Source organism: Paenibacillus sp. XY044, assembly GCF_002257645.1.
Lineage (GTDB): Bacteria > Bacillota > Bacilli > Paenibacillales > Paenibacillaceae > Paenibacillus_AQ.
Genome location: NZ_NQMO01000011.1, coordinates 13,526 through 40,027, shown reverse-complemented (window position 1 = coordinate 40,027; position 26,502 = coordinate 13,526). Strand labels below are relative to the sequence as shown.

Sequence of the window (26,502 nt, the reverse complement as noted above, 5' to 3'; positions counted from 1 at the left end):
ATCATTTCGAACCTTGTGCTTGATTCTATTGTTAAGGACGGCTTCCGTTTTGTCGATGCGACTTTCTTTAGATTATCGAATTTATAAATTTTCAGCAGAGACTGGGCTATCATCATTTTTTCTACCAAACGTTGGAAGCAGCAGGGTAAGGCGTCGACGGATTTTAAAAAAACAAACATTATCGTAATTTCGTCGCCTTTAATCGTGAAACCGCTTTCGAATAAAGTAGTACTACAATCATTTTTAAGATGATGGAATGCAAGAGGGGAGGAAATGAAAAGGATGGTTGCAGAAACGAAGACGTCAACCGAAGCGGAAAAGACCCGACGCGCCGTCCGAAAGCGCGCAAAGACCGGGGACACCCATTTAGCGGGTTACATCTTTATTTCCCCGTGGCTCATCGGCTTTTTGCTGCTTACGCTGTGGCCTATCGCCCAATCGTTTTATTTGTCCTTTACCGACTATTCGCTGCTGGAAGACCCGGTCTGGGTCGGAACCGACAACTACGTCAACATTTTTACGAATGATTCGACCTTTACTAAATCGCTTGGCGTCACCTTCTTGTTCGTCCTGTTTTCCGTGCCGCTGAAGCTGTTTTTCTCGCTCCTCGTAGCTATGGCGCTGAACCAGAAGTTAAAGGGCATGAACCTGTACCGGACGGCGATTTATTTTCCATCGCTGATCGGCGGAAGCATTGCGGTGGCAGCCCTGTGGCGCAATATGTTTGGTCTCGACGGCTACATTAATCAGGTGCTCGCCTGGTTCGGCATCCAGGGCGTCGGCTGGATATCCAATCCCGACACTTCGCTCGGCACGCTCATTCTGCTGAACACGTGGCAGTTCGGCTCGACGATGGTTATCTTCCTGGCGGGCCTGAAGCAGATCCCCCAAGAGCTGTACGAATCCGCGGCCGTGGACGGCGCGGCGAGGATTCGCCGGTTCGTCAGCATTACGCTGCCGATGCTGTCTCCCGTCATGTTCTTTAACCTGATCCTGGGCGTGATCGGCTCCTTTCAAACTTTTACCTCCGCTTTTATCATTACGAAGGGCGGACCGGTTAACTCCACTTACGTGTATGCCTTGTATTTATACGAGAAGGCGTTCAAGCATTACCAGATGGGCTACGCCTCGGCACTGGCCTGGATCCTGCTCGCCATCGTCGCGCTGCTGACCATCGTGAATTTCGCCGCATCCCGCTACTGGGTGTTCTATGAATCCGAAGGAGGGGGAGCGAAGTGAAGCTGAGGTCCAAGATCACGAATCATCTGCTGCTGTCCCTGTTCTCGCTGCTTATGCTCTACCCGGTCATCTGGTGGGTCGGCGCTTCCCTGAAAAAAACCGCAGAGCTCAGCCTGCCGACGATCTGGCCAAAGACGCCGATGTGGGAAAATTACAGCAAAGGCTGGCATTTCTCCAGCGAGTACACGTTCGCCCATTTCTTCGGCAATTCGCTCCTGATGGAGCTCGGCAACGTCGTGGGCGGGGTGCTCACCGCCGCCATCGTCGCTTACGGCTTCGGCCGGCTGAGCTTCAAGCTGCGGGGCTTCTGGTTTTCGATCCTGCTGCTGACGATGATGCTGCCCGGACAGGTAACCATCGTTCCGCAGTACATTCTCTTTAACAAGCTGGGCCTTGTGGATAGTTATGTGCCGCTGGTGCTGCCGCATTTTTTCGGCGGCGGTGCGTTCTTCATTTTCCTGCTCGTGCAGTTCATCCGGGGCATTCCTCGGGACCTGGACGAGGCGGCGAAAATCGACGGCGCGTCGGTGTACGGCATCTTCCTTCGGATCATTTTCCCGCTGATCAAGCCGGCGCTCATGACGGTCGCGATTTTCACCTTTATCTGGAGCTGGGACGATTTCTTCGCGCAGGTGCTGTACATCAGCTCGGTCGAAAAGTTTACGGTCGGCCTGGCGCTGAGGATGTTCATCGACCAGTTCGATATCCAATGGGGACAGCTGCTTGCCATGTCGCTGTTGTCCGTCCTCCCGTCCATGCTTATCTTTTTGTTTGCGCAAAAGCATTTTGTCGAGGGGATTGCGACGACCGGCCTCAAAGGATAGTTTGGCAGCGGTAATAAGATTCCACGAAAAAAATGGCTGAAACAAAGCGAAAGGGGAAACGGAAGATGAATAACATGAGACGAATGAGCCTGGTCTCTCTCCTGCTGGCGCTGCTCTTCGCGATCACGGCCTGCAGCGGCGGCGGAAGCGGAAGCGGCAGCGGAAAGACGCTGAGCATCATGTGGTGGGGGACGGACGAACGGCACGAAGCGACCAAAAAAGCGCTGGATCTGTACACGCAGCAGCATCCGGACGTAAAATTCAAACCGGAATACATGGCTTGGGACGCCTATTGGCAAAAGCTGCCGACGCTGGCGGCATCAAAAACGATCACCGATGTCCTTCAGATGGACGCTGCTTATTTGCAGGAATACGTTAGCCGGGGGCAGCTGGAGGATTTGTCCGATATCGACCTGAACGGCATCGTCGATCCCGGCGTCATCGAGAATTTGAAGATCGGCGGCAAGCTGTACGGCATTCCGCTCAGCCAGAACGCGCAGGGGATCGCCTTCAACAAGGAGGAGCTGGCGAAATACGGCATCCCGCTGCCGCATAAAGATTGGACGTATGACGAGTATTTCCAATGGGCGAAGGACGCCCGCGCCAAGCTGCCGGAAGGCAAGTATCCGATCGGCGACACGACGACATGGGACGGCTTCAACTACTACCAGACGTCGATGGGCAAGCCGCCGATCATGGCCGACGGAGGCAAGACGTTCACGCTGGATAAAGACCTGTTCATGAAGTTCTATCAAACCTATGAACAGTTCCGCAAGGATAAAATCGTTCCTCCGGCGGACCAGGCGGCCTCGTTCCTGGAGAACGACCCGCAGGCGGATCCGATGGCTTCCGGCGTCGTCATGACCCGGGGAGCGACAACCGGCTCGGTCAGCGCGCTGGAGCAGCTGATGCCAGGCAAAGTGGGTGTCGTCAATATGCCGACCGGTCCGACCGGCGGGGGCTGGGCACAATCGACTATTTTCCTCAGCGTCAGCGCGAATTCGAAGAATAAGGAAGAGGCGAAAAATTTCGTCAAATGGTTCGTGACGGATAAGGAAGCGGGAAAAACACTCGGACTGACTCGCGGCATTCCGATCAATCCGGAAATTTACAAGGAGCTCGAGCCGAATTTGGAAGCGAAAGATAAGCTCGGCAAGGAAATTTACGATCAGTCCGTCGACAAAGCGCTGCCGTTCTACTCGCCGGCTCCCGGATTCACGGAATGGGTGGACGCCTACAAAAAAGAGATGGACGCGGTCACGTTCGGCCAGCAGAGCCTGGAGCAGGCCTTCGACAAGATCGACAAGCTAGGCAAGGAACTGGCGGCTAAGGCAGGAAGCTGAGCCGAGGAATTAGCGCCTTTCGGGAACGACGTTCCTGAAAGGCTTACCGCTTGATGAAGCTGATTTTTTTTGCAAGACCACGCTGCGGTTTTCCTGATATGATATTTCCAATCTTTGAAAAGAGGTGTTCATTCCATGCAATTGGCGGAATTTTTCTCTTCGCAGCCGAGCCGGCTGTGGCATTTGGCGAAACAGATGAACGTAAATTATGCAGTCGGCGGCTTGCCGTGGGAAGAGAAGTCGGAAAAGCCGTGGGATCTGATGCCGCTGATCCGCATGAAGCAGCGGTACGCTGACTTCGGACTGTCGCTGTCCGTCATCGAATCGATGCCGCCGAGCAACAACATCAAGCTCGGGACTCCGGGACGCGACGAGGAGATCGAGATTTTCCAGCAGTTCCTCGTCAACATGGGCGCCGCCGGCATTCCTGTGCTCTGCTACAACTTCATGGCGCAGTTTAACTGGTTCCGCACCTCGACGACGACCCGCACGCGCGGAGGGGCGCTCGTATCAAGCTATGACCACAGCTTGATGGCGGATGCCCCGCTGACAGAGGCCGGCATCGTCACTGAGGAGCAGCTGTGGGAGAACCTGCACTACTTCCTGGAAAAAATCGTGCCCGTCGCCGAATCCGCACGGGTGAAGCTGGCGCTTCATCCGGACGATCCGCCGATTTCGCCGATCCGGGGCGTGTCGCGGATTCTCACGAGCGCGGCGGCGCTGCAGCGGGCGATCGATCTGGTGCCGAGCGCGTACAGCGGCATTACGATGTGCCAGGGGACCCTCGCGACGGCGGGCGAGGATATTCCGGCGGTTATCCGCCGGTTCGCCAGCCAGAAGAAGCTGTTCTTCGTCCACTTCCGCGACGTCAAAGGCACGCCGGAAAAATTCGAGGAGACCTTCCATGACGACGGCAAGACGGATATGCTCGAGGCGATGAAGACCTATTACGAGGTCGGCTATGATGGGCCGGCGAGACCCGACCATGTGCCGACGATGGAAGGCGAGGACAATGCGAACCCGGGATACGAGCTGCTCGGCCGCTTGTACGGCGTCGGCTATATCATCGGGCTGATGGAGGCGGCGGGCAAGATGAGCCGGGCTCCGGTGACACTTTTAGACGGTAAAAGTTAGAGAGGAAGCACTTTATGCGAAGGTATCAACCATCAGGCGCGGATCTGCGGGTCCGTGCCTGATGGGCTTCCCGTGATCGATCTGAATACAAAATACCTGTTGGTGAAAGAAGTATTGGAATAGACTCAAGGCATATCTTTTCCGCCATTCACAGGAACATAGGAGCCGGTGATAAAGCCGGATCTCTCACTCGCATATAATGCGATCGCCTTTGCAATGTCTTCCGGCTGGCCGATCCTCCTTAACGGCGTTTGTGCAATCATAGCATTTCGAAATGATTCTATTTGTTCCCTCGACGCTTCGGTTTCAACAGCGCCCGGCGAAATAACGTTTGCCGTAATACCAAACTCGCCGAATTCCTGAGCGATGAATTTCGCAAATTGGACCAGGGCGGCTTTTGCCGTACCGTGCGCGATAAAGCCCATTCCGGGAGTTTTCGCCACACTGCTGGCAACGTAGACGATTCGCCCGTATCGGTTGCGCCGCATGAATGGGATAACCGATTGCGTCAAATGAAAGGCGGCTTGAATTTCGCCATTCAGCTTCTCGGACATTTCGGCCCATTTCATGTCAAGGAAAGGTTTGACGTCAAAGGAAATATGAGCGTTGCTGACCAGTACATCCAGCGTTCCCCACCGATCCATAATCTGTTTCGTCATGGAATCCACCTGTTCACGATCACGGACATCGCCCTGCAGCTTGATGGCTTCCCCGCCAAGCTGTTCAATTTCATGTACGGTCCTGTCTGCTGCAGCATGGTCCGAATAGTAGTTGACGGCAACCTTCATGCCCATACCGGCCAATTCCTTTGCCGTGGCTGCTCCGATCCCTTTCCCGGCCCCTGTAACCCATGCCACCCCTCGTTCTTGCACCATATCCAACAACTCCTCACATCGGTTCTGTAAATTGATGGATCAACCTGTTAAGCAATTGCGAGAATTGCTCCAGCTCTTCTTCCGTAAATGCATTCACAACCTGGTTATCCAGTTCGGTCAGCGCGACTTCCAGCTCCTGCAATTTCTCGTTTCCCAATGGGGTCAGCTCTACATAAACATAACGTTTATCCTCCGGTTCCTGATATGTTCTAACAAGACCTGAACCCTTCATGCGTTCAACCATTTTAGTAATGTTCTGTTTGGTTACCATGGTCCTTGCGCACAAATCGCCCAGCGACGTTTTGTCCGTTTTCGCAATCGCGCTGAGGATCAGCCATTGCTGTACGCTCGTCAGCTTACATTTGGATACGATCTCACCTCCTCGCCGGGATAAAAGATTCGTGGCTTTAAATGTGTTGGAAATCAAGTCCATACCTTGGTGGTTCATTGTCATGTCTCCTAACGAAATGGTCAACTAGTTGACTGTATGGTTTTATTGTAAAAACATTAGCTTGGAAATGTCAAACATGATTTCATCCGGATGCATGTCATGCAGGCGGCTTTGCCGTGGGATCTATGGGAAAAAAAGAACCCGCACAGCGTTGACGCTGCGCGGGTTCTTGATCTAGCCACCGGTTGTCAGCTCCACAGCCGGTCGTTGGAATAGAACTTGTTCCATTGGTCGGTCGACTCCCAGATACCGCCGATCTGAGGGTGGACATGTTCAGCCAGCACCTCGTCGTTCAAGTCGTCGATGCCGAGGCCGGGCGCGTCCGTCAGCGTAATGTAACCGTTCTGGACGAGTTTATCCGGCAGCTTGCTGCCGATAATGATGTCGTCCCACCAATCCACCTCACAGGAATGGTATTCGAGCGCCAGGAAGTTTTCGGTCGCGGCGGCGACATGAGCAGCCGCAAGGCAGGCGATCGGACTCTCCGCCATATGGATCGCCATCGCGACGCCGTACTCCTGGGCCATGTCGCCGATTTTCTTCGTTTCCAGAATCCCGCCGGTGGTCAGGACGTCGGGGTGGATGACGGAAACGCCGCCTGCTTCAAGCAGAGGTTTGAAGTTCTCCTTCAGATAGATGTCCTCGCCCGTGCAGATCGGAGTCGTGACGGCGCGGGAGAGCTGAGCGTACTGCTGCGTGTACTGCCAAGGAATCATGTCCTCCATCCAGGCCAGGTTGAACTTGTCGATGCGCCGGCCCAGCTTGATGCAGTCCTGAAGCCCGATATGGCCGAAATGGTCGATGGCGAGCGGCACCTGGTAACCGATGACGGAGCGGACGTCCGCGACGTACTGCTCCAGCATGTCGAGTCCTTTTTCCGTGACATGTATGCCGGTTAAAGGATGGGGGATGTTGTAAATATCGTAGTGGCGGTTCGTAATTTCCCGCAGCTCGTCTTCCGTCAGTCCGTCGAAGTTTTGATTATAGCGGCGCTTCGACTTTTCCCTCATTTCCTCCAGAAAACCGAGCGGAGCGCTCAGCGTGCCCGGCTCATTGATGATCTGGCCGATGCCGAGGTCCATCTTGAGGAAGGTAAAGCCAGCCTCCATCCGCTTCTTCAGCGCTTCACCCATCGCCGTGCCGGTATCCTTGCCGACGACCTCCGTATCGCAGTACATGCGGATTTTATCGCGGAACTTTCCACCGAGCATCTGATAGACCGGCACCCCATAAGCTTTGCCGGCCAGATCCCACAGCGCGAGCTCGATTCCGCTGACGCCGCCGCCTTGGCGGGCATGGCCGCCGAACTGCTTGATCCGGCGGAAAAGCTTGTCGATGTTGCAGGGATTTTCACCGAGCAGGCGGCTCTTCAGCATGAGGGCGTATACCTTGTCCGCGCCGTCGCGGACCTCCCCGAAGCCGACGAGTCCCTGGTTGGTGTACACCTTGATCAGGCTGCTGTGAAAAGGTCCCCCGACGATATCGGTGAAGCGGATGTCCGTAATCTTCAGCTCCGAGGGTCTCGAAGCCGTGCTTACATGGGCCAGTGTTTGCTCGTACGATTCTTTGTTAATCATGAAATCATTCCCCCTATTGGTTGGTTCCGTTACAGCAGCATGCTTCCGCCGTCCAGCCGGATGGCGGAGCCCGTCAAATATTCGCTTTCGTCGGAGGAGATGAAGGCCGCCAGTCTGGCGACATCGAGCGGGATGCCGACGCGTCCCATCGGAAATTTGGCCAGCTGGCGCTTGCGCCGCGCCTCCAGTTTCTTCTGCGCTTCCGGATCGTCCGGCAGAATGCGCTCATATTTGCCGACATCGACCGCTCCCGGCTCGATCATGTTTACCGTGATGCCGTAAGGAGCCAGCTCAATGGCGCTTTCCCTTCCAAGCATCCGGATCGCCCCTTTGGTCATGGCGTAGACGGGGTCAAAATCGGTCGGCCGCTTCGCATGCACCGAAGAGATGAGGATGATGCGGCCGGCGCCTTTTTGCCTCATAGCCGGAACGACGGCCTGAATGCTCTGCCAATAGCCCTTCACGTTCGTATCTATCATCCGGTCGAACGTCTCTTCATCATGCTTGAAGAGGTCGTAGTTCAGCTGCACGGCGGCATTGTTGACCAGAATATCGATTTTGCCGCTGCGCTCCTCGACCTCTCTTACCATTGCGGCAATCTCATTCTGTCTGGCGACGTCCGCCCGAACGATGAAGCATTCGCCGCCGGCCTCGTCGATCAGCCGCTTCGTTTCAAGGGCGCCAGCCTCGCTGCGGTTATAGTGGACCGCTACGCTTGCACCTCTGCGTGCGAACTCGAGTGCGATGCCCTGGCCGATGCCGGTTCCCGCTCCCGTCACCAGTGCGATCTTGCCCGCTATGCTCATGGCGAATCGCCTCCCTTTGGCCGTTTCATTTTATGGTCCATATAATGCAGTAGGAAACCGCCGTCCAGCCGGAGATCCGCGCCATTCAAGTAGCGGGCTTCCGCAGAGGCGAGGTAGCCTGCGGCATGGGCGATATCCTCGGCGCTTCCCAGCTGCCCGCGGGGCACCTTGGTCTCGTAGCTGTGATACAGCGTCGTCAGCGGGCTGCGAAAGCGTTCATCATCGCCTTCTACAGGACCCGTCTCAATCGTGTTGACGCGGATGCCGTGCCGGCCGAGCTCCAGAGCCGCTTCCTTCGCCAGCATTTTTACGGCTCCCTTGGACGCGCTGTAGGCAAAGGAGGAGCCGGTCGGCTTTTCGGCGTGGATCGACGAAACAAAGACGATGCAGCCCGACTGCCGGGGAGCCATCGCCTTTCCTGCGGCCTGAGCGCACAGAAAGGCGGACTTTGCATTCGCATTCATCACTTCGTGAAACAGCGTCTCGGCGCATGTCTCGACGGTAGCGGGAGCGAGCAGATCGTTATTATGGACCAGGACGTCAAGTCCGCCGAGCTCCTCGGCGGTCTCGACCAGTTGGCCGGCGTTGGCTCCGATACTCAGGTCGAGGCTCTTCACGATGACGCTGGAACCTGCGGCCCGGGCTGCAGCGATCTCAACCGCCGCCACAGCGCCGCCGGATCCGCTGTTCAGCACGAGATGGGCGCCGCCGGCCGAAAAATGCCGGATCAATGCTCTGCCAACAGGGGTATCTGCGTCCGTAATCAGGACGACTTGTGCAGAATGATTCATAAATCACCTCCGGATAGGGCGATACCAATGGCTGTCATACGTTCAACTTCATCATAAAATTTTGGCGCTGCCGGCTTCGAGACGTGAATCTTATGATTTTGTTTGATTTTTTTCAAAAGACCGTATCCATGGGGAAAAAGTGATCCGAAGTGCCGGATGCTCTGGAAATTCGGCGGTTGTGAACTTATTGCGGGAATCGTTAGAAACGAGGGAGGTAGAAGTGGAATATGATGAAGCGGCCTGAACCGACTCGATAAATCGGAAGCAAGAAAAAAGCGGCTCCCGGAGCGAAAGCTGCCCTGTACGGGAAGCCTACGCAAGCCGGTTGCCGCTTGTTCGGACCATGTCTTTAGCCTAATGCCTAATTGGTGAAGAAGATTTATGCTGCTTTTACACCGTTTGCTTATGCTGTTGCTGCTCCTTGCGCCATTTCTGAACCGCCTGGTCAAGACGCTTCATCGCTTCCTCGACCAGGGAGCGGGAGCAGGCAATGTTCAGGCGCATGAAGCCTTCGCCGTCCTTGCCGAAAGCCGAACCTTTGTTCAGGGCAATCTTGGCTTTTTTCAGCAAAAATTGTTCCAAGTCGTCGGGCGACATCTGCAGCGCGCGGAAATCGAGCCACATCAAGTACGTCGCTTCAGGCACCCGGGTCTTGATTTCCGGAATATGTTCACCCAAATATTCGCTCACATACTCCATGTTCGCTTTCATGTACGCCAGCGCTTCGTCAAGCCATGCCTTGCCGCCGGTGTAGGCGGCTTGTGTCGCTGCGCTGCCGAGCGTGCTGATCGAATTGACATGATAGAGCTCCAGGGTCTTTTTGAACCGGCGACGGATCGAATCGTTCGGAATGATGATGTTGGAAGTATTCAGTCCGGCGATGTTAAACGTTTTGCTCGGCGCCGTACAAATGATGCAGTTCTCCTTGATCTGCTCGGACAAGTTGGCCAAGGGAGTATGGGCTCCTTCTTCATAGACCAGATCGGCATGGATTTCGTCGGACACAAGCAGAATACCGCGCTCCATGCAGAGCTTCGCTACCGCCTCCAGCTCCTCGCGCCGCCATACTCTGCCCACCGGATTGTGCGGGCTGCACAGGATGAACAGCTTCACCCGATCGTCAAGGCTTTGCTCGAGCGCTTCGAGGTCCATTGTGTAATATCCGTCCTGCTCTATCAGCGGGTTCTGAACCAGCTCCCGGCCGTGATCGGTAACGACGCTGTAAAAGGGAGGGTATACCGGCGTCTGGATGGCAACCTTGTCCCCAGGCTCGGTAAAAGCCTGCACGATGAAACTAAGGGCGGGCACCACACCCGGACAGAAAGCGATCCATTCCTTGTCGATGGACCATCCGTGGCGGCTCTTCATCCAGTCCGCGATGGCTTGATTATACGCATCAGACTGCATCGTATAGCCAAATACCCCGTGCTCTACACGGCTGTTCAGCGCGGAAACGACCGAGTCGGGTGCGGGAAAATCCATGTCGGCTACCCACATCGGAAGGACGTCGGATGCGCCGAAGATCCGCTGCAGGTCGTCCCATTTGAAACTATCGGTATTTATACGTTCGATTGGTGTATGAAAATTCAAGCTGTTCTCCTCCTTGGAAGGTCATTCAAAAGTTCTTCTATCTACGAATATAATCATAACAGATACAGGCAAGTTTTTGGTGTACGTATCCGCATTGAAAATGAGAAGGGGATCATCGCCCGCCCCCATAGGCACGGGCTGCCCGGTAGCCGGCTTTGAAATCCGTCCCGCATCTCAAGTACAATAAACGCATGAGGGATGATGCCAACCGGTTATCGGTTATCCGAAAGGAGGAAGGACATGCAGCTGATCGCCATGCTGACGATGCTGATCGATCATGCAGGGATCGTGTTTTTTCCGGATCAAATTTGGCTGAGGGTGATCGGAAGGATCGCTTTTCCGATATATGCCTATGCACTCGTACAGGGACATTATTTTACCCGAAGCCGACCCAAATATTTATTCAGGCTGTTTATACTGGCCCTGCTCTCACAGATCCCTTACCAGCTGGCTCTGGACCCGGACGGCCTGAACGTGGTCGCGACGCTGTTCCTGGCAGCTGCCGTTATGCAAATCCTGGAACGCCATCTTTCCATGGCTGCCAAAGCAGGGATCGTCCTTGGCTTTTGCGTTCTCATGGAAGTGTTCCCGTTTGATTACGGGGCATACGGCCTGCTGCTGGTGCTTGCCTTCCGCTATGCCTCTTCTGAAAAACTGCTGGGTGCCCATCTGCTGCTCAATATGCTGTATTTGTTTGTATTCGGCGGCGGAGCTATTCTGCAGATGCTGAGCATCGTACCGACCCTGGTGATTGTATATGGGCCTTATTTATGGAAAAAGATCGAGCAGGCCAGGGTTAGAGCATGGGTATGGAGGTCGTTTTATCCGCTTCATCTGACCGTGCTGGCTGTGCTGCAAAGGCTGGATGCTTAGAGCACCAGCCTTTTTTATGTTGGAAATATTTTCAGTTTTTCTATTTACAAACCGATGGTCGGTATTTATAATGAAGCTAACAAAACAAGGGATGGTGAAAAAAATGGCCCCGTTGATTGGATTAATCGTTTCACTGTTGGGTTTCCGCTTGATGGGCTGGCTGGGCTTGGAATATATGAATGACTGGGTCATCAGTCTGCGTTTTGCCGTGGCCGTTATGTTTCTGCTGACCGCATCGGCCCACTGGGGAAAGCGCCGCGCCGAGCTGGTAGCCATGGTGCCGCCGCGGCTAGGACAGCCGGCCGCATGGGTTACGCTGACGGGCTGGCTGGAAATAGCCGGCGCCGTCGGGATCATGATTCCGGTCATGTCCGAGGCGGCTTCCACCGGGCTTGCCCTGATGCTGCTGGCTATGTTTCCAGCGAACGTGTACGCGGCTAGGAATCGATTGACCCTCGACGGCAGAACGGTGACGCCGCTTGTCCCGCGTACCGTGCTTCAGGTTGTTTTTTTGGCTGCCGTGCTCGCTGCGGGTTGGCTCCCGCCGGGAGCTTTAGCATGACGGATTGGAACTGAACCAGGAGGATGATGGAGATGAAACAGGAAGAGAGACGCGAGCACACGCTGAATTTACTGCTTGAAACAACAGAGGAGCTTATTTTGGAGAAGGGCTGCACCAAGACGACGCTCAGCGATATTATGGCAAAGACAGGCTTGTCCAAAGGCGCCATTTTCCACTATGTATCGGGCAAGGATGAGCTGTTCGTGAAGGTGCTTGAAGCCAAGCTGGAGGAGACGAACGCAAGCTTCATGGACGCCGTGGATGCCCCGGCGGTGAAGGAATTCGACGGGCCGATGAATGCGATCGCGTTGAGCCTTCCCAAGCTGGAGAGCCGGGAAGACGTAAGCAACCTCATCATGATGTATTTGATCGGGAAGAGCGATCAGCCGGAAGCGGCCGACATCGTGGCAGACTTTTATCGGCAGGCGGTCGCCACGTCCAAAAAGTGGATCGTCACGGGCCAGGAATCCGGGGTCATCCCATCATCGGTCAATGCCGACCAGGCGGCGGAGCTGTTTGAGCTGCTCTCCTTCGGGCTGCGGATGCGCAGCCTGATCGGGGTTCGCAGCACCGGGTTTGGCATTCGCGACTTTTCGGAGCTGATTATGCGGACGCTGCGGCCGGACCGGCAGGGAGGTGCTCCGACGTCATGACGCTGCTCCTGTTTCTGCATATTGCCGGAAGCGTGATCTTCCTGGGCAATATTATTACGGCGGCTTTCTGGAAAGTTCGCGCCGACGTTCGGGGCGACGCCGCGGAAATTCACCGCACCGTGAACAACGTGATGCTTGCCGACTATGCGTTTACGCTGCCTGGACTGCTGCTCCTGATCTTGACCGGGAGCCTCATGGCCGCCAAAGGCGGCTATTCGCTGGCAGGTCTGAATTGGCTTACGGCCTCGTTAATCCTGTTCGGCATCACCGGTGTGCTGTGGCTTGCCGTTCTGATCCCGCTACAGAGGGGAATGATCCGGCTCAGCCGGCAGGCGCTCGAAAGCGGAGCGGTCTCCGCAGCCTATAAGAAGTTGTCCGCGTATTGGGCAGTTTTCGGCATCCTTGCGACCTTGCTGCCGCTCTTTATATTGTACTTTATGGTCAGCAAACCGTTTTAAAGAAACGTTTTTCTTTAGAAATAAGAAAATATAAGCTTCGGAGACTGGGCTTCTTTATATCGCCTTGTTGATTTGATGCTGGGCGCGGGGTTCGCGCCTGGCAAAAAACCGGCCGTTATTCGTAACGGCCGGTTTTTTTTTGCCGATGAGGGGGAGACATAAGGCCGGCGCCTGCACCAGCAGGGGTCAGCAGAAACAGGGGTATAGCTGCGGTTTTTATGGAAAGAAATAGAGCATACCTTTAAATAGAACACCGAAATTCATGGGCCAACCGCAAAGCAGCTGCACCTGAGCATTTTCCGGTTCAAGGATGTACAATAAGGTAAGCGCGAATCAGACCGGAAAGATCCCTTCGACTTGATTCAGGGGAAATAAAATTCTCGATGGCGATTTTCCTTTGGCCTGCACCTCGATGAAGTCGGATCCGATGAGCACCAGCTTCATGTTGGAAAAGGCTTTGCCGGACTGGAATACGGTCCGAATCCCGATGCGGCGGAACACCGCTGGCGGCTTGACGTCAAAAACGCGGATGGACTGCAGGCTGAGCGGAACAAACAGCTCGCCCTGAACGCGGATAAAGTTGCTTTTATACACATGCTGCAGCCGTCCGGGCTCAAGACCCAGGCCTGCGCCGTTGATTTCCACCAGATGCCCGTTGAACTTGGCGAGGCGCTCCTGCAGGGTGACGTTTCTTTTAAACTTCGTGAGCAGCACTTGAATCCCTCCGATGAACGTTTACTGCATTGTATGCCCTGCACTGGGCAGGTGCTTCGATTTTTTTGAGGGGAATCACAGGCCGTTGTCCGCGAGCTAAGTAAAGGCGGCATAAGGTTTACGAAAGGAGGAACTATGAACGAGAGCAAGGTGTTATCAAGACCATGGGCGCTGGAAGGGCCCAGCATTCAAATCGACCCGCTGTTTCCTTATTATGCGGACCGTTCCGCGGAGAGCATCGCCGAAGAGATTGAGCTGTCCGGCTACCGAACGGTGCATTATTTTGTCGTGAACGAGAGCAGGGTCCGTACGGACATTATTGAAGCTTTTCACGCCCGGGATATTGCCGTGTGGGCGCTTGTGATCGGGAATGGGACGTTCGTCACCGATCATCTCCCCCGCGAGTGGCCGTCCTGGCGGATGGGGCTGCTGAAGGAGCTGAATGACGGCTTCGTGCGTTTTTCTCCGTTCTCGGCATCTTATGTGGAATGGAAAAAGGAGGCGGTCGCCCGGGTCGTTAAGGATCACCCGTTTGACGGAATCGAAATCGCCGAGCCTTATTTTCCGGAATGGGACGGCATTCGCAGAGGCGTATACGGAGACGTCGGCCCCCATGCGAAGCAGGCGTTCCAGGACAGGTACGGCCTTGATATTCCCGAATTCCTGAACAAGCGGGCGGCAAATTATTTTAAAAAGGTACCCGAAATCTACGGTAAATGGATCGCTTTCCGCGTGGACGCCGTGAACGGACTCATCGATGAAATCATTAACGGCAGCGGAGGTGCAAGAAGCGTCCGCCCGGATATTGCCGTGGCGACCTGGTCGCTGGCGGTTGACGGCGGGGCAGTATCTACCCTCCGGCTGAAGGAGTGGCAGGGACTTGATGCGATCTCGATGATCGAGAAGGTCCGGCCGGATATGCACGTGCTTCAGACCCACTGGCCGGACTGGATGAAGCGCCATTTGCTGCCGCAGTACGCGGGCGGGTACGAGAGCTTTGCAGCACCGATTCGGGCCGCCTATCCCGGACTTCCCCTCGGCATTCAGGCCGACATCGGCTCCCGAAGCAGCATGGTGAAGGACCGGCGCTGGCTTAACGCTTTCCAAAATACAGTTTACGAGCTCGGCTACGATACATGGACCGCGTACGAATACCATCTCGGCGGGTATATGTATGACGAACCGCCTGTCCCTGTGAAGGCGGTAATGCACGGAGAACATGAACTGACCGTTTCGTTCAACAAGCGGATTGATCCGGATACTATGGGAACGGTGCTGTTCTTTGCGGGGGAGAACGCGGAGGCCGGGCCGCTTGCCGGCGTAACCATAGAACAGAGGACCGTCGACGGCAACCGTTTATGGCTGCGGGTGGATGGGCTTCCGCGGCGGCCTTTAATGGTCGAGGTCAGCGGGGTGAGGGATACGCCCGGACTGTGGCATGTCAAAGGCAAAAAGTCGGTCGAAACCCCGATTGGCCACAGGCTAAAAGTAGAGCAGGATCATAGGGCTTAGAAGAAGCTGAGCATGAAAGAAGCGTCCCGGCGGCAGCGTTGCGGCCGGGACGCTTTTTTGCACATGTCATAAACCTTATTGGGCGGTGTATCCGCCGTCCACCATCAGGCTCGATCCGATTACGAATGACGAATCGTCGCAGGCCAGGAACAGGACGGATTTGGCAACCTCTTCCGCGGTGCCGAGCCGGCCGATCGGATGCAGCTCCACGAGCTGCTGCTTGGCTTCCGGCGGAAGCGCCTTGAGGAGCGGCGTATCGATATACCCCGGACAGACGGCGTTCACCCGGATGCCGTGTTTGGCGTATTCAATGCCGAGCGTCTGAGTGAGCAGCACGACGCCACCCTTGGCCGAGCCGTAAGCCGTGACTCCCGCCTTGGCCGCATGGCCGTGGATCGAAGCGGAGTTGATGATGGCGCCCCCGGTGCCCTGTCTCAGCATTTGGACCACGGCGTATTTATCCGAGAGGAAGACGCCTGTCAAATTGACGTCGATCGTCCGCTGCCATTTGTCCAGCGACAGCTGGTCGGCCGGCTCATCGTTGGCCACGCCCGCATTGGCAAACATAATGTCCAGTTTTCCGTATTCCTGTACGGTCCGTTCCACCAGGGCCTGGACTTCTTCCTCCTTGGTCACATCCACACGGACGTAAATCGAGTCGTACCCGTTTTCTTTCAAATGGTCGGACACTTCCTGGCCCGCCTCCGAGCGGTCGGCCACGACGACCTTGGCGCCTTCCTGGGCAAACAGCCGTGCGGTGGCTTGTCCGATCCCGCTGGCACCGCCCGTAATGATCGCTACTTTACCGGAAAGTTTCATAATCCGCGTCACTCCTTCTCACAGCAATTGTCCGTATCCCGTCGCCGGAACCCGGGTTCATCCTTGTTAATTTACCCATTTTTCTGAAAATATTAGCCGATCGGAGCAAGCTTGTGAGATCAAATCGAGGATCTGCGTGCCTTGGGATGAGGTTAAGGATCTGGCTTGATCATATCTTAAGTGGTACAGTAGACTCTAAATCAAAGAGTTCATGACACACCTTCAAAGCCGGGTAATTCATAAATGATAACGGGAATTTGGATGCGAACTACGGATAAATCATTGCCTTTAAATCGAACTCTAGGAGGAGAAAGACATGTCTACAATTAAAGAAATTTCGGAAGAAACCGGGATTAGTACATATACTCTCCGTTATTATGAACGGGAAGGAATTTTGCCGGGTGTTAAGCGCGATTCGAGTGGCAATCGGTTATACGATGATGAAAGTATGGAGTGGCTGAATTTTGTTTTGGCGTTGCGATCGACAGGCATGCCGCTTGCGGAGATCAAGCATTATGTAGACTTGTATTGGGAAGGCGAGAGCACGCTGAAGATACGCAAACAAATGATGCTTAAGCATAAGGAAAAAGTAGAAAATGACCTTAGAGAGACATACAAAAATTTGGAGCAAATCAATTACAAGCTGGCGTTGTACGACTTACAAGAAAAAGGGTTAAGTAAAATGCTGCCTTAGGGGATCGGCTGCAGTAGACCACTCAAAGCCAAGTGCGTTCAACGGAACGTGCTTATTTTTTGCTTTTTATATTAGAGTTAACTATAAGGGATTTACTTTTATTTTTGCTGCTTCTTGTGATGTTTGTATACCTGGTTTTTTTATAAAAGCCTGTAATTCAGCGTTTTTTGGCCTGCGTACTATTTTTTTACCGAGACTTGACTTACAGCAAACTCCACTTGTTACCCTGTTATCAAGCCAAAGATGACTGGCTAAAAACGGATAAAGGGGAACTACCTATGAATAAGAAAGTAGCGATCATCACAGGCGCGAGCAGCGGAATGGGGGCGGCTACGGCCAAGCTTCTCGCTCAACATGGCATTCAGGTCATGCTTGCCGCTCGCCGGGAAGAACGTTTGCGGCAGCTGCAGGCAGAAATTCGAAAGGCAGGAGGCGAAGCTAGCTATAAAGTGACTGACGTCACCTCGCGTGCCGACGTGGAAGCATTGGCAGATGAAACCATGAATACTTTTGGCCAAATCGACATCTTGATTAATAATGCCGGGATCATGCCGCTCTCGTTCTTCAGGCATTTGAAGGTTGATGAGTGGGAACGAATGATTGATGTAAACATTAAAGGCGTACTCTATGGGATGGCAGCAGTGTACAAACATATGGAGGAACGGAATGAGGGACATATTATTAATTTCTCCTCCATTGCAGGGCATATCCTCTTCCCATCGAGCTCCATTTATAGTGCAACCAAGCATGCCGTACGGGTGTTAACGGAAGGCATGCGAACCGAACTGGGGGCTAAACAAAATATTCGGACGACCCTCATATCCCCTGGAGCCGTGGAAACCGAACTGTACGATACCATTACAGATCAATCGATTTATCCTGCGCTCGAGAAATTGGGCAGCCAGGAATGGAACCAACTTGACCCTAACGACATTGCCAAAACGATATGGTTTGCCATCCAGCAGCCGACTAACGTGACGATTAACGAGTTGATTGTCCGCCCCACGTCGCAAAGCTTGTAAAGCGGTCGCCGCCCAACTTTCCCAGTGGAACAGTTGGACGGCGATTTTTTTTAAGAGATCAGAAAGTATAAGGTTCGGAGCTTCCGCTTCCTGATCTCGCAAGAAAAACTTCCTTTAGACGCGGTCTGTCTTCTTTGAACAGCAAAAAGAGCTTGCTTTCCGGAAAGGATGGTGGTACATTCAATATATAAGTTGTGTGCAATTTAATTTTATAAAATATATTTGATGGAGGATGAGACGATGAGCATTTATTCTTTCAAAGCAAACAGCATCCGCGGGGCGGAAAAGGAACTCTCGGAATATAAGGGCGACGTGCTTCTCATTGTCAACACGGCGAGCAAATGCGGATTCACTCCGCAGTATGCCGACCTGCAGAAGCTGTACGAGAAATATGAGGGCAAGGGATTCAAGGTGCTCGGTTTTCCAAGCAACCAGTTCGCCGAACAGGAGCCCGGGAGCAACGAGGAAGTCGATGCGTTTTGCCAAATTAATTATGGAGTGAGCTTTCCGCTGTTTGAGAAGGTGGATGTGCGCGGAGAAGACAAGCATCCGCTGTTTGCTTACTTGACGGAGCAGGCTCCGTTTAAGGGGATCGCTACAAACAATTCCGAAGGGAAAATGCTGCAATCGTTCCTGGAGAAAGAACAGCCGGAGCTGCTGGAAGGTGACGATATCAAATGGAACTTCACCAAGTTCCTGATCGACCGGGAAGGACGGGTAGTGGAGCGGTTTGAGACGCCGATTGGTCCGCTTGAGCTGGAATCGGCCATCGAGGCGCTGATCTAAGGCGCCATTGCGTTGCGGTTAATAGCGATTATACTTGCTATCAGCTCCGCCAATCGCCCATTTGGATAGAATTGCCTTGAATTTTAATGAATTCTGAAGGTAATTTTCAGGTGTTTTTAAGAAAACTCTCATATAATGCATTCATACCCCTTTTATATATGAATTGACCCTAGGCACGGGACTAGGGTCTATTTTTTTGTCCATTTTTCGTAAAGGGCTTCGGCCGGGGGATTAAGGCTGCGTGTCTCCTGCCGGGAGCGTCTTGTTACGCCGAGTCTTTCGTCCGAGCACAAATGCCCGACAGCCCGGCCCGGACTTACGGATCCCGGCGACGCCGGCGCAACTGAAGCTGCTGCAGACTGCGCCAGGAGATTTGCCGGATGCGCTGGCTTCTCATCACTTCGCGGATCCAGGGATCGCGGAAAATCTGCAGTTCCATGCCGCGCTTTAGCCACTCATGATGGATGGCCATCAGCTCATCCGTAATGACCGCCGGATGGATATACAGCTCGCTGACTCCGGACTGCAGCGAGCACAGCGCAGCCGCCATGCTCTCCCTGAAGGATTCATAGGTTTCCCCCGGACGAAGAGAAAAAGGCAGCTGGATTAAGTAATCCGGAATGACGACCCCGAGAGAATCCGCCTCACGGACCCGTGCCTTGTGGATGCGCCGGGCGGCGGAAGGCAGCGGGAGCGAGGCGGGAATATGCCTTGGCAGGCGAAAGGGAAACCCGTTTCCCGCGCAGATGCTGAGGACGAGGGAGATGAAATCCCGACCGGTTTCCAGCCCGTACAGGCTGCCCATATGATTATCGAGATGGGTCGGAGTCAATCCCATGCGCCGGGCGAGTCGGATTTGGCCGGTCATTTCGGCATATATCTCGGCCGCCCGAGCTTTGGTTTCCACCGTGCGGCAATCGCGGGGAAAATACCCCTCTTCGGTGATGAGGGAGAGCACGGTCTGTCGGCGGGTGACAGGCCCCCAGCGGTAGGTGTCCCACTCGCTGGTAAAGGTCAAGTGGATGCCGACATCTACGTTTGGGCGTGCAGCCGCCCATTCGGCAGCCTCCTTGGCCCAAGGGCACGGCATCATGATCGTTGTCGAGGAAATGGCCCCTTCGGCAAGCAGCTGCTGGATGCCCGCGTTGGCCGAGTGGCACATGCCGTAGTCATCCGCATTGACGATCAGCAGCCGTTCGCCGGGGGAATAGCCCAAAGCTTGTGCGAGGTTCAAGGAATGTCGCCTCCAGAACGTACAGAATCAGGGTCTTTGCGATATTCTATACATACGCTTGGAACCGGAGCAATTTGCCACAGCGGCTCCAATCATACGAAAACAGACGGCTGCTATTTTACAAAATGGCAGGTCAGCTGGAAACCACAACATTTTTTTTCGCATACGAAGCGCCAGTAAAACAACAGACCCTTTGCGGGAAACCCGCAAAGGGTCTGTTTCATCGGCAAATGTTCATCGGTTGATTCTGATTCGACTTATTCCCCCAGGCCTTTGCCCATGCCTTTCAGAAACCGCAATCCGAAGCCGATCGCCCGGTTCACGTCGGGATCCTTCAACGCATTCATGAGGGAGAAGACCGTCACCTTTTTGTCCTGCGGCTGATTGGCTTCCTCGAGACCCTTGGAGACGCTGCCGAGCAACTTCGCCGTCTGCTCCGGATCGATGGCCGCGAGGGCGCCGGCGGCGGCCATGCCGTTGTTGATCATGTTGGTCACTTCCGGCCGGGTCGCCTGGCCCAGGACGATTTCGGCCACTTTGGCTTTAGCCTTCAGCAGCGATTCGGCGGCCTCCAGAATGCCGCTGCCGTGCAGCTCGCTCAGCACCCCGATGGCTTTTTCCAGCGCCTGTTCATGCTCGGCGATCGAATCCGTCAGCTGGTCCAGGGACTGCTGCTTCAGCTCTTCTTCCGTCAGCTCGCGTTTTTTGATGTATGAAATCGGTTGTGCCATTTGGATTCCACCTTTCCTTTAATCGACGAGCGATACATAATCCGGCCGGCTCCATTTGCGGCGTACCTCGACGCCGTCCTGCGGATAGCGCTTCTTGTTGCGCGGGTTGGTCAGCGGCAGCGGATTTGTACCCTTCACGTTCAGAATTTGCATCCGCACGCGCGTCTGCTTATAAGCCGGCGTGTGCGTGCGGACATCGACCGCATTGCCGGTGAGCAGGTTGACCGCGTTTTCGTGGCTGACCGAGTGCATCGGCACATACAGCTCGTTACGGTGAACGCGGTCGGTAATGACCGCCTTCAGCTTGATCGCGCCGTAAGGCGATTCGAGCCGCACCAAGGACCCGTTCTCGACGCCCCGTTCCGCGGCCAGTTCAGGCGATACTTCCACGAACACTTCCGGAAGCTTGAGATTGATCCCGTGCGATTTGTTGGTCATGTTGCCTTCATGGAACTGCTCCAACAGGCGCCCGTTATTCAGGACAAGATCGAATTCGGCCGGGTATTCCACCGGTGGAATGTAACCGACCAGCGAGAAGCGTGCCTTTTTGTCCGGGAAGAAGAAGCCTTCCGTATAGAGCAGCGGCGTGTGTTCCCCGTCTGCCGAGCCCCAGTTGAAGCTGCCCCAGCCTTCCAGCACGTCATAGCTGCACTGGGAGAAGAACGGGGTCAGGCTGGCCATCTCGGCAAAAATTTCGCTCGGATGGGTATAGCCCCAGTCATACCCGAAACGCTTGGCGATCTGAGTTGTGATCCACCAGTCCGGCTTAGAGTCGCCGAGCGGCTCCAGCACCTGATACAAGCGCTGGACGCGCCGCTCCGTATTGGTGAAGGTGCCATCTTTCTCCAATGACGGCGCGGCAGGCAGAATGACGTCCGCGAACTGGGCCGTCTGCGACAGGAACACGTCCTGCACGACGAAGAAATCGAGCTTGGCCAGCACCTCATGCACGTGGTTGGCATTGGAATCGACCCAGGCCATATCCTCGCCGACGAGGTACATCGCCTTCATTTCGCCGCGGTCGATCGCATCGATCATCTGGATGTTGTCCATGCCCGGCTGCGGCGAAATAGCCACGCCATAGGCTTCTTCAAAACGTCCCCGCGCCTCGTCATTCGAGACGTGCTGGTATCCCGGCAGCCATGGCGGCAGCGTGCCCATGTCACAGGCGCCCTGCACGTTGTTATGTCCGCGCAGCGGGTAGGCTCCGGCGCCGGGACGCATGTAGTTGCCCGTGGCGAGCAGCAGGTTGGAGATTGCCGCTGACGTGTGCGAGCCGGCGATGTTTTGCGTCACGCCCATGCCCCAGCAGATGACGGTGCCGTCGGCGTCGCGGATCATCTCGGCGATCGAGATGAGCGTCTCCTTGGCAATGCCTGTTTCCTGTTCCGCGTACTCAAGCGTAAAGGTGTCCAGCAGCTTCCGGTATTCGGCAAACTGGTTGACATGCCGGTCGATAAACTCCTGCTTGTGCCATCCCTGATCGATCATGTATTTCGTGACCGCAGACAGCCATACAAAATCCGTGCCCTGCTTCGGACGGATGAACAGGTCCGAGCGCTCGGCCATTTCATGCTTGCGCAGGTCGGCGACGATCAGCTTCTGGCCGTGCAGTTTGTGTGCCCGCTTGATCCGGGTCGCGAGAACCGGATGGCCTTCGGCCGGCGCGCAGCCGACCAGGAGGACGAGACCGGCTGCCGCGATGTCCTGGATCGTGCCGGCGTCGCCGCCGATGCCGACCGTCGACATCAGTCCGTCCGAAGCCGGCGATTGGCAGTACCGGGAGCAGTTGTCCACGTCGTTGGTTTCAAACACCTGGCGGGCCAGCTTTTGGATCACATAGTTCTCTTCGTTGGTAATTTTCGAAGAAGAAATAAAGCCGACCGAATGGCTGCCGTATTCCTTGCGGATGCCTCCGAGGCGTTCGGCGACCAAGGTCAGCGCCTCATCCCAGGTAGCTTCGACGAAGGCGTCTCCCTGCCGGATCAGCGGGGTCGTAATCCGCTCTTCGCTGTTGACGAAATCCCAGCCGAATTTGCCCTTGACGCAGGTGGAAATCGCGTTGACCGGCGCGTCGTGGGAAGGCTGTACTTTCAAAATTTTGCGGTCTTTGGTCCAAACCTCGAAAGAGCAGCCGACACCGCAGAACGTGCATACTGTTTTGGTTTTACGCGTACGCGTGTCGCGCATCGCCGCTTCGATCTCCGATACGGCGAAGATGCCGCTGTACCCCGGCTCCACTTCCTTGACGAGGTCGATCATTGGATCCAGCACTTCCTGATTGATGCCGGTCATGAAGCCGGCTTCGCCCAGCATCGATTTTTCCATGAGCGCATTGCACGGGCAGATGGTAACGCATTGGCCGCAGCTGACGCAGGATGAGTCGTTGATCGCGACCCCGTTGTCCCACTTGACCCGCGGGATGTCCGCTTCCCAATCAATGGAAAGGGTTTCATTCACCTGCAGATTTTGGCAGACCTCGACGCACTGTCCGCAGGCAATGCATTGATTCGGGTCATAACGGTAGAACGGGTGGGACATATCGACTTCCGAAGGATCGACCTTCGGCCGGTACGGGTACTTCTGGTGCTCGATTTCCATCAATTCGGCGGTATTGTGCAGCTTGCAGTTGCCGTTGTTGTTGTCGCATACGGTGCAATAGAGCAGATGGTTCTCGAGGATCCGGTCCATCGCTTCCGTCTGTGCCGCCTTGGCGGAAGCGGTAGACAGCTTGACGTTCATCCCAGGGACGGCAATGGTCGAGCAGGCGCGAGCAAGCTTCCCGTCAATTTCGACAATGCAGGTGTCACAGGTCTGGATCGGGTCCACTTCCGGGACATAACAAATTTGAGGATGCGATAGGCCGGCAAGATTGATAGCCTCGAGCACGGTCATGCCCGATGAAACCTCTACCGCCTGTCCGTCGAGTGTAATGTTTACAAGATTTTGGTTCACGAAGATAAAACCCCTTTTCACCCCAGTGTTAAATGGAACCGCCAAGCATTCTGGATATAACAGCGCTCCGGCGGATGTCCATAAGCTAAAGAGCAGGCCGTAAAAACAAAAAAACTCCACTAAACCTGCATCCGCTAATCATGGTGAGCGGCAGGTTGTAGTGGAGTAACCGATTAGCAATGGCCTACTAATGGATCATTCCGACGCCTGTATGGCGTAAATGTATTCTCGCCATGATTATACTACGACCAGGCAAAAAAACAAGGTTGAATTATCCTGTACAATCTAACTAAGATTTAGTATAGTGTTAAACTTGTGATGAGGTGAGAATGGGATGAAGAAGGAAGTTGCGTTTAACGATATCATTCGCAAAGTGAGGAAAGATACGTTCGGAAAAGGCCCGGAACGCATTCATACCACGTTTGTCGAGAACATGGCCATCACCCGGATGCACGGCAATTTCACACCTACCGAAAAGTTTATCGCAAATTCCGAAGACGGCAAGAAGATGGTGCACAGCGCAAGAACGCATATGATTAAGGAACTGTATAAATCCCATGTCCCGGAAGGGCTGGAGGAGCTGTGCGGGTCGAAGCTGGTCCATCTGTTTACGGATATCAAGGTGGAAGAAGATATGGCCGTTTCGGTCTTTATGTTCGAGAAAAATATAGAACAGGGATGAAGCGATGATGGACGCTGTGACGAGCAGACCGGGCATGATCCGGTACGAGCAGGGAAAGATTGCGAAGCGGGCCGAATTGGTCGTGAACGAGCATCCCGTAACGATCAAAATCAACGGCGAGGAATTCGCAACCCTCGTCTGTACGCCCGAATATATTGAGGAGATGGCCATCGGCTATCTCGCCTCGGAAGGCGTCATTTCAAGCCTCGGGGAAATCAAGGACTTATGGGTGCAGGAGGAGGAAGGGTTCGTCCATGCGACGGTCAGCAAATGGAGCCCCCTTCACCGCCAGCTCTACAGCAAAAGGTATGTCACGTCCTGCTGCGGCGCCAGCCGGCAGGGCTTCGTGTTTTTTAATGACGCGAAAACAGCCAAGGTGCTGGACCAGGCTCCGGTGGAGCTGTCCTTTGACGATTGCTTCCGGCTCGTGCGCGAGCTGCAGGAAGGGGCTGAGACGTTTAACCGCACGGGTGGCGTGCACAACGCCGCTTTGTGCGACCGAAGCGGAATCCTCCTGTCGAGAATGGATATCGGCCGGCATAATGCGCTGGATAAGATTTATGGTCACTGCCTGAAGAACGACATCGCGGTGGACGATAAAATCATCGTGTTCAGCGGAAGAATTTCCTCGGAAATATTGCTGAAGGTGGCGAAAATCGGCTGTGCCGTCATCTTGTCCAAATCGGCGCCTACCGCGCTTGCGCTGGAGCTGGCGGACAATTTGGGCATTACGGCCGTCGGTTTTATCCGCGGCCAATCCTGCAATGTGTATACCCACCCGCACCGTATTACGGAGTGCAGGGCGCAGTCTTAATCGCAGCAATTGAGCTTAGGGCTCAAGCATAAAGGGAACTGGCAGCCTCAAAAAGGAGGGATCATCATGGAAACCCATGACCAATACAACCGTATACTCAGAGATTTGAGGCTTTCCGTGACGGACCGCTGCAATTTCCGCTGCCGGTATTGCATGCCCGAGGAAATTTTCGGCAAGGATTACGCCTTTTTGTCAAGGGAACACATCCTAAGCGTAGAGGAAACGGTACGGATTACGCGTATTTTCACCCGCCTCGGAGCCCGGAAAATCCGCATCACCGGCGGCGAACCGCTGCTGCGCAAGGAGCTTCCCGATATCATCCGGGAGTTGTCCCGGATTCCCGGCGTGGAGGATGTGGCGTTGACGACGAACGGCAGCCTGCTGGCCCGGCACGCCCGGACGCTGCGCGAGGCGGGCTTGATGCGCGTTGCCGTCAGCCTGGATGCGCTCGATGACGAGACCTTCCTGGCGATGAACGGCGGCAAGGCCAGGGTATCGCAGGTGCTGGAGGGCATTGACGCCGCCGCCGAAGCGGGTTTGGCCGTGAAGGTCAACATGGTGGTGCAGAAGGGCGTCAACGAGCATGCCCTGCTGCCCATGGTCCGTTATTTTCGCGAGAGGGGCCATATTCTGCGCATGATCGAATATATGGACGTCGGCAATACGAACGGATGGAACTGGGATCAGGTCGTAAGCAAGCGGGAAATGCTGGAGCGGATTCACGCCGAATTCCCGCTGGCACCTGCCGATCCCAATTATGCGGGAGAGGTGGCCTCCCGCTTCCGGTTTCTCGACGGCCAAGGCGAAATCGGCGTCATTTCGTCCGTCAGCGACGCCTTCTGCTCTACCTGTACGCGGGGCCGATTGTCGGCGGACGGCATGTTCTACACCTGCCTGTTCGCGACGAAGGGGCACGACCTGCGGGAATGGCTGCGCTCAGGCGCAACCGACGACGAAATTGCGGAGCAAGTCATAGCCATCTGGGAAGGGCGGCATGACCGGTATTCGCTGGACCGCGGTAAAGCCAGTACAGGCACGGGCCGGGAAGCCAAGGTGGAAATGTCCCGGATCGGAGGATGATGCCTTGTTCCGGGCTGGGCGGCTTGTTTTTAATTGTTGACAAATTTATGAACCGATGTTTATCATATGTATGAAATGTCATAGACAAATGGGGTGGTGTAGGGAATGCACCTGCCCTATTGGTTACGTGTCATGTGAGTTTGATCTCCCTATAGGAATCGGGTAGGGGAATTAACCGCTGTTAATCATTCTTTGGCTGCAGAGCCAGGGCTTGATTCATAGCGGTTTTTTTGTTTTTGAAAAAAAAAGGAAAATGGATTTTTTTGCGAATCACAGGTTTCTA

26 protein-coding genes are annotated in these 26,502 nt (G+C 54.7%); 15 read left to right on the top strand and 11 right to left on the bottom strand.

The features are described from left to right. Positions 1 to 273: 273 nt before the first annotated feature. The 4 genes from CJP46_RS30900 (at position 274) to CJP46_RS30885 (ending at position 4,540) form a co-directional block, all read left to right on the top strand. Positions 274 to 1,239, top strand: coding sequence for a carbohydrate ABC transporter permease (locus CJP46_RS30900; RefSeq protein WP_373558058.1), 966 nt, complete (start codon positions 274 to 276; stop codon positions 1,237 to 1,239). Positions 1,240 to 1,292: 53 nt separating this feature from the next. After that, positions 1,293 to 2,063: a carbohydrate ABC transporter permease gene (locus CJP46_RS30895; RefSeq protein WP_094599591.1), complete on the top strand. Its 771-nt coding sequence runs from the start codon at positions 1,293 to 1,295 to the stop codon at positions 2,061 to 2,063. 65 nt (positions 2,064 to 2,128) lie between these two features. After that, positions 2,129 to 3,406: an ABC transporter substrate-binding protein gene (locus tag CJP46_RS30890; protein WP_094599479.1), complete on the top strand. Its 1,278-nt coding sequence runs from the start codon at positions 2,129 to 2,131 to the stop codon at positions 3,404 to 3,406. A 135-nt stretch (positions 3,407 to 3,541) separates the two neighbouring features. Further along, positions 3,542 to 4,540: a mannonate dehydratase gene (locus CJP46_RS30885; protein WP_094599478.1), complete on the top strand. Its 999-nt coding sequence runs from the start codon at positions 3,542 to 3,544 to the stop codon at positions 4,538 to 4,540. A 125-nt stretch (positions 4,541 to 4,665) separates the two neighbouring features. Here the strand turns inward: CJP46_RS30885 and CJP46_RS30880 are convergent, their stop codons facing one another. From CJP46_RS30880 to CJP46_RS30855, 6 genes are all read right to left on the bottom strand, one after another. Then, the gene (locus tag CJP46_RS30880) at positions 4,666 to 5,415 is read right to left on the bottom strand and encodes an SDR family oxidoreductase (protein ID WP_094599477.1); all 750 of its coding nucleotides are present in this window, start codon (positions 5,413 to 5,415) and stop codon (positions 4,666 to 4,668) included. A 13-nt stretch (positions 5,416 to 5,428) separates the two neighbouring features. Next, positions 5,429 to 5,863 (bottom strand): MarR family winged helix-turn-helix transcriptional regulator, encoded by a 435-nt coding sequence (locus tag CJP46_RS30875; protein WP_179281399.1) that lies wholly within the window; start codon positions 5,861 to 5,863, stop codon positions 5,429 to 5,431. A gap of 191 nt (positions 5,864 to 6,054) precedes the next feature. Further along, positions 6,055 to 7,443 carry a mandelate racemase/muconate lactonizing enzyme family protein gene (locus CJP46_RS30870; RefSeq protein WP_094599475.1) on the bottom strand — a complete coding sequence of 463 codons (1,389 nt, stop codon included), beginning with the start codon at positions 7,441 to 7,443 and terminating at the stop codon, positions 6,055 to 6,057. A gap of 29 nt (positions 7,444 to 7,472) precedes the next feature. Further along, the gene (locus tag CJP46_RS30865) at positions 7,473 to 8,249 is read right to left on the bottom strand and encodes an SDR family NAD(P)-dependent oxidoreductase (RefSeq protein ID WP_094599474.1); all 777 of its coding nucleotides are present in this window, start codon (positions 8,247 to 8,249) and stop codon (positions 7,473 to 7,475) included. Then, complete coding sequence (locus CJP46_RS30860) at positions 8,246 to 9,040, bottom strand: SDR family NAD(P)-dependent oxidoreductase (RefSeq protein ID WP_094599473.1); 795 nt, start codon at positions 9,038 to 9,040, stop codon at positions 8,246 to 8,248. Before CJP46_RS30860 ends, CJP46_RS30865 begins: the two co-directional genes overlap by 4 nt. A gap of 390 nt (positions 9,041 to 9,430) precedes the next feature. Further along, positions 9,431 to 10,630, bottom strand: a complete 1,200-nt coding sequence (locus CJP46_RS30855; RefSeq protein WP_094599472.1) for a MalY/PatB family protein — start codon at positions 10,628 to 10,630, stop codon at positions 9,431 to 9,433. Between the two features lie 240 nt (positions 10,631 to 10,870). On the opposite strand from CJP46_RS30855, the gene CJP46_RS30850 reads away from it, so the two are divergent. The 4 genes from CJP46_RS30850 to CJP46_RS30835 all read left to right on the top strand — a co-directional run bounded on the left by CJP46_RS30850 (position 10,871) and on the right by CJP46_RS30835 (position 13,176). Continuing rightward, positions 10,871 to 11,503 (top strand): TraX family protein, encoded by a 633-nt coding sequence (locus tag CJP46_RS30850; protein ID WP_094599471.1) that lies wholly within the window; start codon positions 10,871 to 10,873, stop codon positions 11,501 to 11,503. A gap of 103 nt (positions 11,504 to 11,606) precedes the next feature. Beyond that, complete coding sequence (locus tag CJP46_RS30845) at positions 11,607 to 12,065, top strand: DoxX family protein (RefSeq protein WP_094599470.1); 459 nt, start codon at positions 11,607 to 11,609, stop codon at positions 12,063 to 12,065. A gap of 32 nt (positions 12,066 to 12,097) precedes the next feature. Beyond that, positions 12,098 to 12,718: a TetR/AcrR family transcriptional regulator gene (locus CJP46_RS30840; RefSeq protein WP_094599469.1), complete on the top strand. Its 621-nt coding sequence runs from the start codon at positions 12,098 to 12,100 to the stop codon at positions 12,716 to 12,718. Beyond that, entirely contained in the window at positions 12,715 to 13,176 is a 462-nt protein-coding gene (locus CJP46_RS30835; protein WP_094599468.1) for a DUF2269 family protein, read from the top strand. Before CJP46_RS30840 ends, CJP46_RS30835 begins: the two co-directional genes overlap by 4 nt. A 333-nt stretch (positions 13,177 to 13,509) precedes the next feature. On the opposite strand, the gene CJP46_RS30830 is transcribed toward CJP46_RS30835, so the two are convergent. Then, positions 13,510 to 13,890 carry a hypothetical protein gene (locus CJP46_RS30830; protein WP_256992610.1) on the bottom strand — a complete coding sequence of 127 codons (381 nt, stop codon included), beginning with the start codon at positions 13,888 to 13,890 and terminating at the stop codon, positions 13,510 to 13,512. A gap of 135 nt (positions 13,891 to 14,025) precedes the next feature. On the opposite strand from CJP46_RS30830, the gene CJP46_RS30825 reads away from it, so the two are divergent. After that, positions 14,026 to 15,402, top strand: coding sequence for an N-acyl-D-glucosamine 2-epimerase (locus CJP46_RS30825; protein ID WP_094599466.1), 1,377 nt, complete (start codon positions 14,026 to 14,028; stop codon positions 15,400 to 15,402). Positions 15,403 to 15,477: 75 nt separating this feature from the next. Here CJP46_RS30825 and CJP46_RS30820 read toward each other — a convergent pair whose 3' ends face one another. Continuing rightward, a complete protein-coding gene (locus CJP46_RS30820) occupies positions 15,478 to 16,221 on the bottom strand; it encodes an SDR family NAD(P)-dependent oxidoreductase (RefSeq protein ID WP_094599465.1) in 744 nt (247 codons plus the stop codon). A 316-nt stretch (positions 16,222 to 16,537) separates the two neighbouring features. On the opposite strand from CJP46_RS30820, the gene CJP46_RS30815 reads away from it, so the two are divergent. The 3 genes from CJP46_RS30815 to CJP46_RS30805 all read left to right on the top strand — a co-directional run bounded on the left by CJP46_RS30815 (position 16,538) and on the right by CJP46_RS30805 (position 18,723). Next, complete coding sequence (locus CJP46_RS30815; RefSeq protein ID WP_094599464.1) at positions 16,538 to 16,915, top strand: MerR family transcriptional regulator; 378 nt, start codon at positions 16,538 to 16,540, stop codon at positions 16,913 to 16,915. 278 nt (positions 16,916 to 17,193) lie between these two features. Continuing rightward, positions 17,194 to 17,937, top strand: coding sequence for an SDR family oxidoreductase (locus CJP46_RS30810; protein ID WP_094599463.1), 744 nt, complete (start codon positions 17,194 to 17,196; stop codon positions 17,935 to 17,937). A gap of 240 nt (positions 17,938 to 18,177) precedes the next feature. Further along, entirely contained in the window at positions 18,178 to 18,723 is a 546-nt protein-coding gene (locus tag CJP46_RS30805) for a glutathione peroxidase (protein WP_094599462.1), read from the top strand. 316 nt (positions 18,724 to 19,039) lie between these two features. Here the strand turns inward: CJP46_RS30805 and CJP46_RS30800 are convergent, their stop codons facing one another. The 3 genes from CJP46_RS30800 to fdhF all read right to left on the bottom strand — a co-directional run bounded on the left by CJP46_RS30800 (position 19,040) and on the right by fdhF (position 23,643). Beyond that, entirely contained in the window at positions 19,040 to 19,957 is a 918-nt protein-coding gene (locus CJP46_RS30800) for a polysaccharide deacetylase family protein (protein ID WP_094599461.1), read from the bottom strand. A gap of 257 nt (positions 19,958 to 20,214) precedes the next feature. Then, positions 20,215 to 20,688, bottom strand: a complete 474-nt coding sequence (locus CJP46_RS30795; RefSeq protein ID WP_094599460.1) for a helical membrane plugin domain-containing protein — start codon at positions 20,686 to 20,688, stop codon at positions 20,215 to 20,217. An 18-nt stretch (positions 20,689 to 20,706) separates the two neighbouring features. Beyond that, the gene (gene fdhF, locus CJP46_RS30790) at positions 20,707 to 23,643 is read right to left on the bottom strand and encodes a formate dehydrogenase subunit alpha (protein WP_094599459.1); all 2,937 of its coding nucleotides are present in this window, start codon (positions 23,641 to 23,643) and stop codon (positions 20,707 to 20,709) included. Positions 23,644 to 23,977: 334 nt separating this feature from the next. On the opposite strand from fdhF, the gene CJP46_RS30785 reads away from it, so the two are divergent. From CJP46_RS30785 to moaA, 3 genes are all read left to right on the top strand, one after another. After that, positions 23,978 to 24,325 carry a Na-translocating system protein MpsC family protein gene (locus CJP46_RS30785; RefSeq protein WP_094599458.1) on the top strand — a complete coding sequence of 116 codons (348 nt, stop codon included), beginning with the start codon at positions 23,978 to 23,980 and terminating at the stop codon, positions 24,323 to 24,325. 7 nt (positions 24,326 to 24,332) lie between these two features. Further along, positions 24,333 to 25,139 (top strand): formate dehydrogenase accessory sulfurtransferase FdhD, encoded by an 807-nt coding sequence (gene fdhD, locus CJP46_RS30780; RefSeq protein ID WP_094599457.1) that lies wholly within the window; start codon positions 24,333 to 24,335, stop codon positions 25,137 to 25,139. Between the two features lie 66 nt (positions 25,140 to 25,205). Beyond that, the gene (moaA, locus tag CJP46_RS30775) at positions 25,206 to 26,219 is read left to right on the top strand and encodes a GTP 3',8-cyclase MoaA (RefSeq protein WP_094599456.1); all 1,014 of its coding nucleotides are present in this window, start codon (positions 25,206 to 25,208) and stop codon (positions 26,217 to 26,219) included. Positions 26,220 to 26,502: the final 283 nt, after the last annotated feature.

What these genes read in the sequence shown, in the direction of transcription:
- CJP46_RS30900 (WP_373558058.1), top strand. Translation starts at nt 274, where the DNA reads ATGAAAAGGATGGTTGCAGAAACGAAGACGTCAACCGAAGCGGAAAAG.
- CJP46_RS30895 (WP_094599591.1), top strand. Translation starts at nt 1,293, where the DNA reads ATGCTCTACCCGGTCATCTGGTGGGTCGGCGCTTCCCTGAAAAAAACC.
- CJP46_RS30890 (WP_094599479.1), top strand. Translation starts at nt 2,129, where the DNA reads ATGAATAACATGAGACGAATGAGCCTGGTCTCTCTCCTGCTGGCGCTG.
- CJP46_RS30885 (WP_094599478.1), top strand. Translation starts at nt 3,542, where the DNA reads ATGCAATTGGCGGAATTTTTCTCTTCGCAGCCGAGCCGGCTGTGGCAT.
- CJP46_RS30880 (WP_094599477.1), bottom strand. Translation starts at nt 5,415, where the DNA reads ATGGTGCAAGAACGAGGGGTGGCATGGGTTACAGGGGCCGGGAAAGGG.
- CJP46_RS30875 (WP_179281399.1), bottom strand. Translation starts at nt 5,863, where the DNA reads ATGAACCACCAAGGTATGGACTTGATTTCCAACACATTTAAAGCCACG.
- CJP46_RS30870 (WP_094599475.1), bottom strand. Translation starts at nt 7,443, where the DNA reads ATGATTAACAAAGAATCGTACGAGCAAACACTGGCCCATGTAAGCACG.
- CJP46_RS30865 (WP_094599474.1), bottom strand. Translation starts at nt 8,249, where the DNA reads ATGAGCATAGCGGGCAAGATCGCACTGGTGACGGGAGCGGGAACCGGC.
- CJP46_RS30860 (WP_094599473.1), bottom strand. Translation starts at nt 9,040, where the DNA reads ATGAATCATTCTGCACAAGTCGTCCTGATTACGGACGCAGATACCCCT.
- CJP46_RS30850 (WP_094599471.1), top strand. Translation starts at nt 10,871, where the DNA reads ATGCAGCTGATCGCCATGCTGACGATGCTGATCGATCATGCAGGGATC.
- CJP46_RS30845 (WP_094599470.1), top strand. Translation starts at nt 11,607, where the DNA reads ATGGCCCCGTTGATTGGATTAATCGTTTCACTGTTGGGTTTCCGCTTG.
- CJP46_RS30840 (WP_094599469.1), top strand. Translation starts at nt 12,098, where the DNA reads ATGAAACAGGAAGAGAGACGCGAGCACACGCTGAATTTACTGCTTGAA.
- CJP46_RS30835 (WP_094599468.1), top strand. Translation starts at nt 12,715, where the DNA reads ATGACGCTGCTCCTGTTTCTGCATATTGCCGGAAGCGTGATCTTCCTG.
- CJP46_RS30825 (WP_094599466.1), top strand. Translation starts at nt 14,026, where the DNA reads ATGAACGAGAGCAAGGTGTTATCAAGACCATGGGCGCTGGAAGGGCCC.
- CJP46_RS30820 (WP_094599465.1), bottom strand. Translation starts at nt 16,221, where the DNA reads ATGAAACTTTCCGGTAAAGTAGCGATCATTACGGGCGGTGCCAGCGGG.
- CJP46_RS30815 (WP_094599464.1), top strand. Translation starts at nt 16,538, where the DNA reads ATGTCTACAATTAAAGAAATTTCGGAAGAAACCGGGATTAGTACATAT.
- CJP46_RS30810 (WP_094599463.1), top strand. Translation starts at nt 17,194, where the DNA reads ATGAATAAGAAAGTAGCGATCATCACAGGCGCGAGCAGCGGAATGGGG.
- CJP46_RS30805 (WP_094599462.1), top strand. Translation starts at nt 18,178, where the DNA reads ATGAGCATTTATTCTTTCAAAGCAAACAGCATCCGCGGGGCGGAAAAG.
- CJP46_RS30795 (WP_094599460.1), bottom strand. Translation starts at nt 20,688, where the DNA reads ATGGCACAACCGATTTCATACATCAAAAAACGCGAGCTGACGGAAGAA.
- CJP46_RS30785 (WP_094599458.1), top strand. Translation starts at nt 23,978, where the DNA reads ATGAAGAAGGAAGTTGCGTTTAACGATATCATTCGCAAAGTGAGGAAA.
- fdhD (WP_094599457.1), top strand. Translation starts at nt 24,333, where the DNA reads ATGGACGCTGTGACGAGCAGACCGGGCATGATCCGGTACGAGCAGGGA.
- moaA (WP_094599456.1), top strand. Translation starts at nt 25,206, where the DNA reads ATGGAAACCCATGACCAATACAACCGTATACTCAGAGATTTGAGGCTT.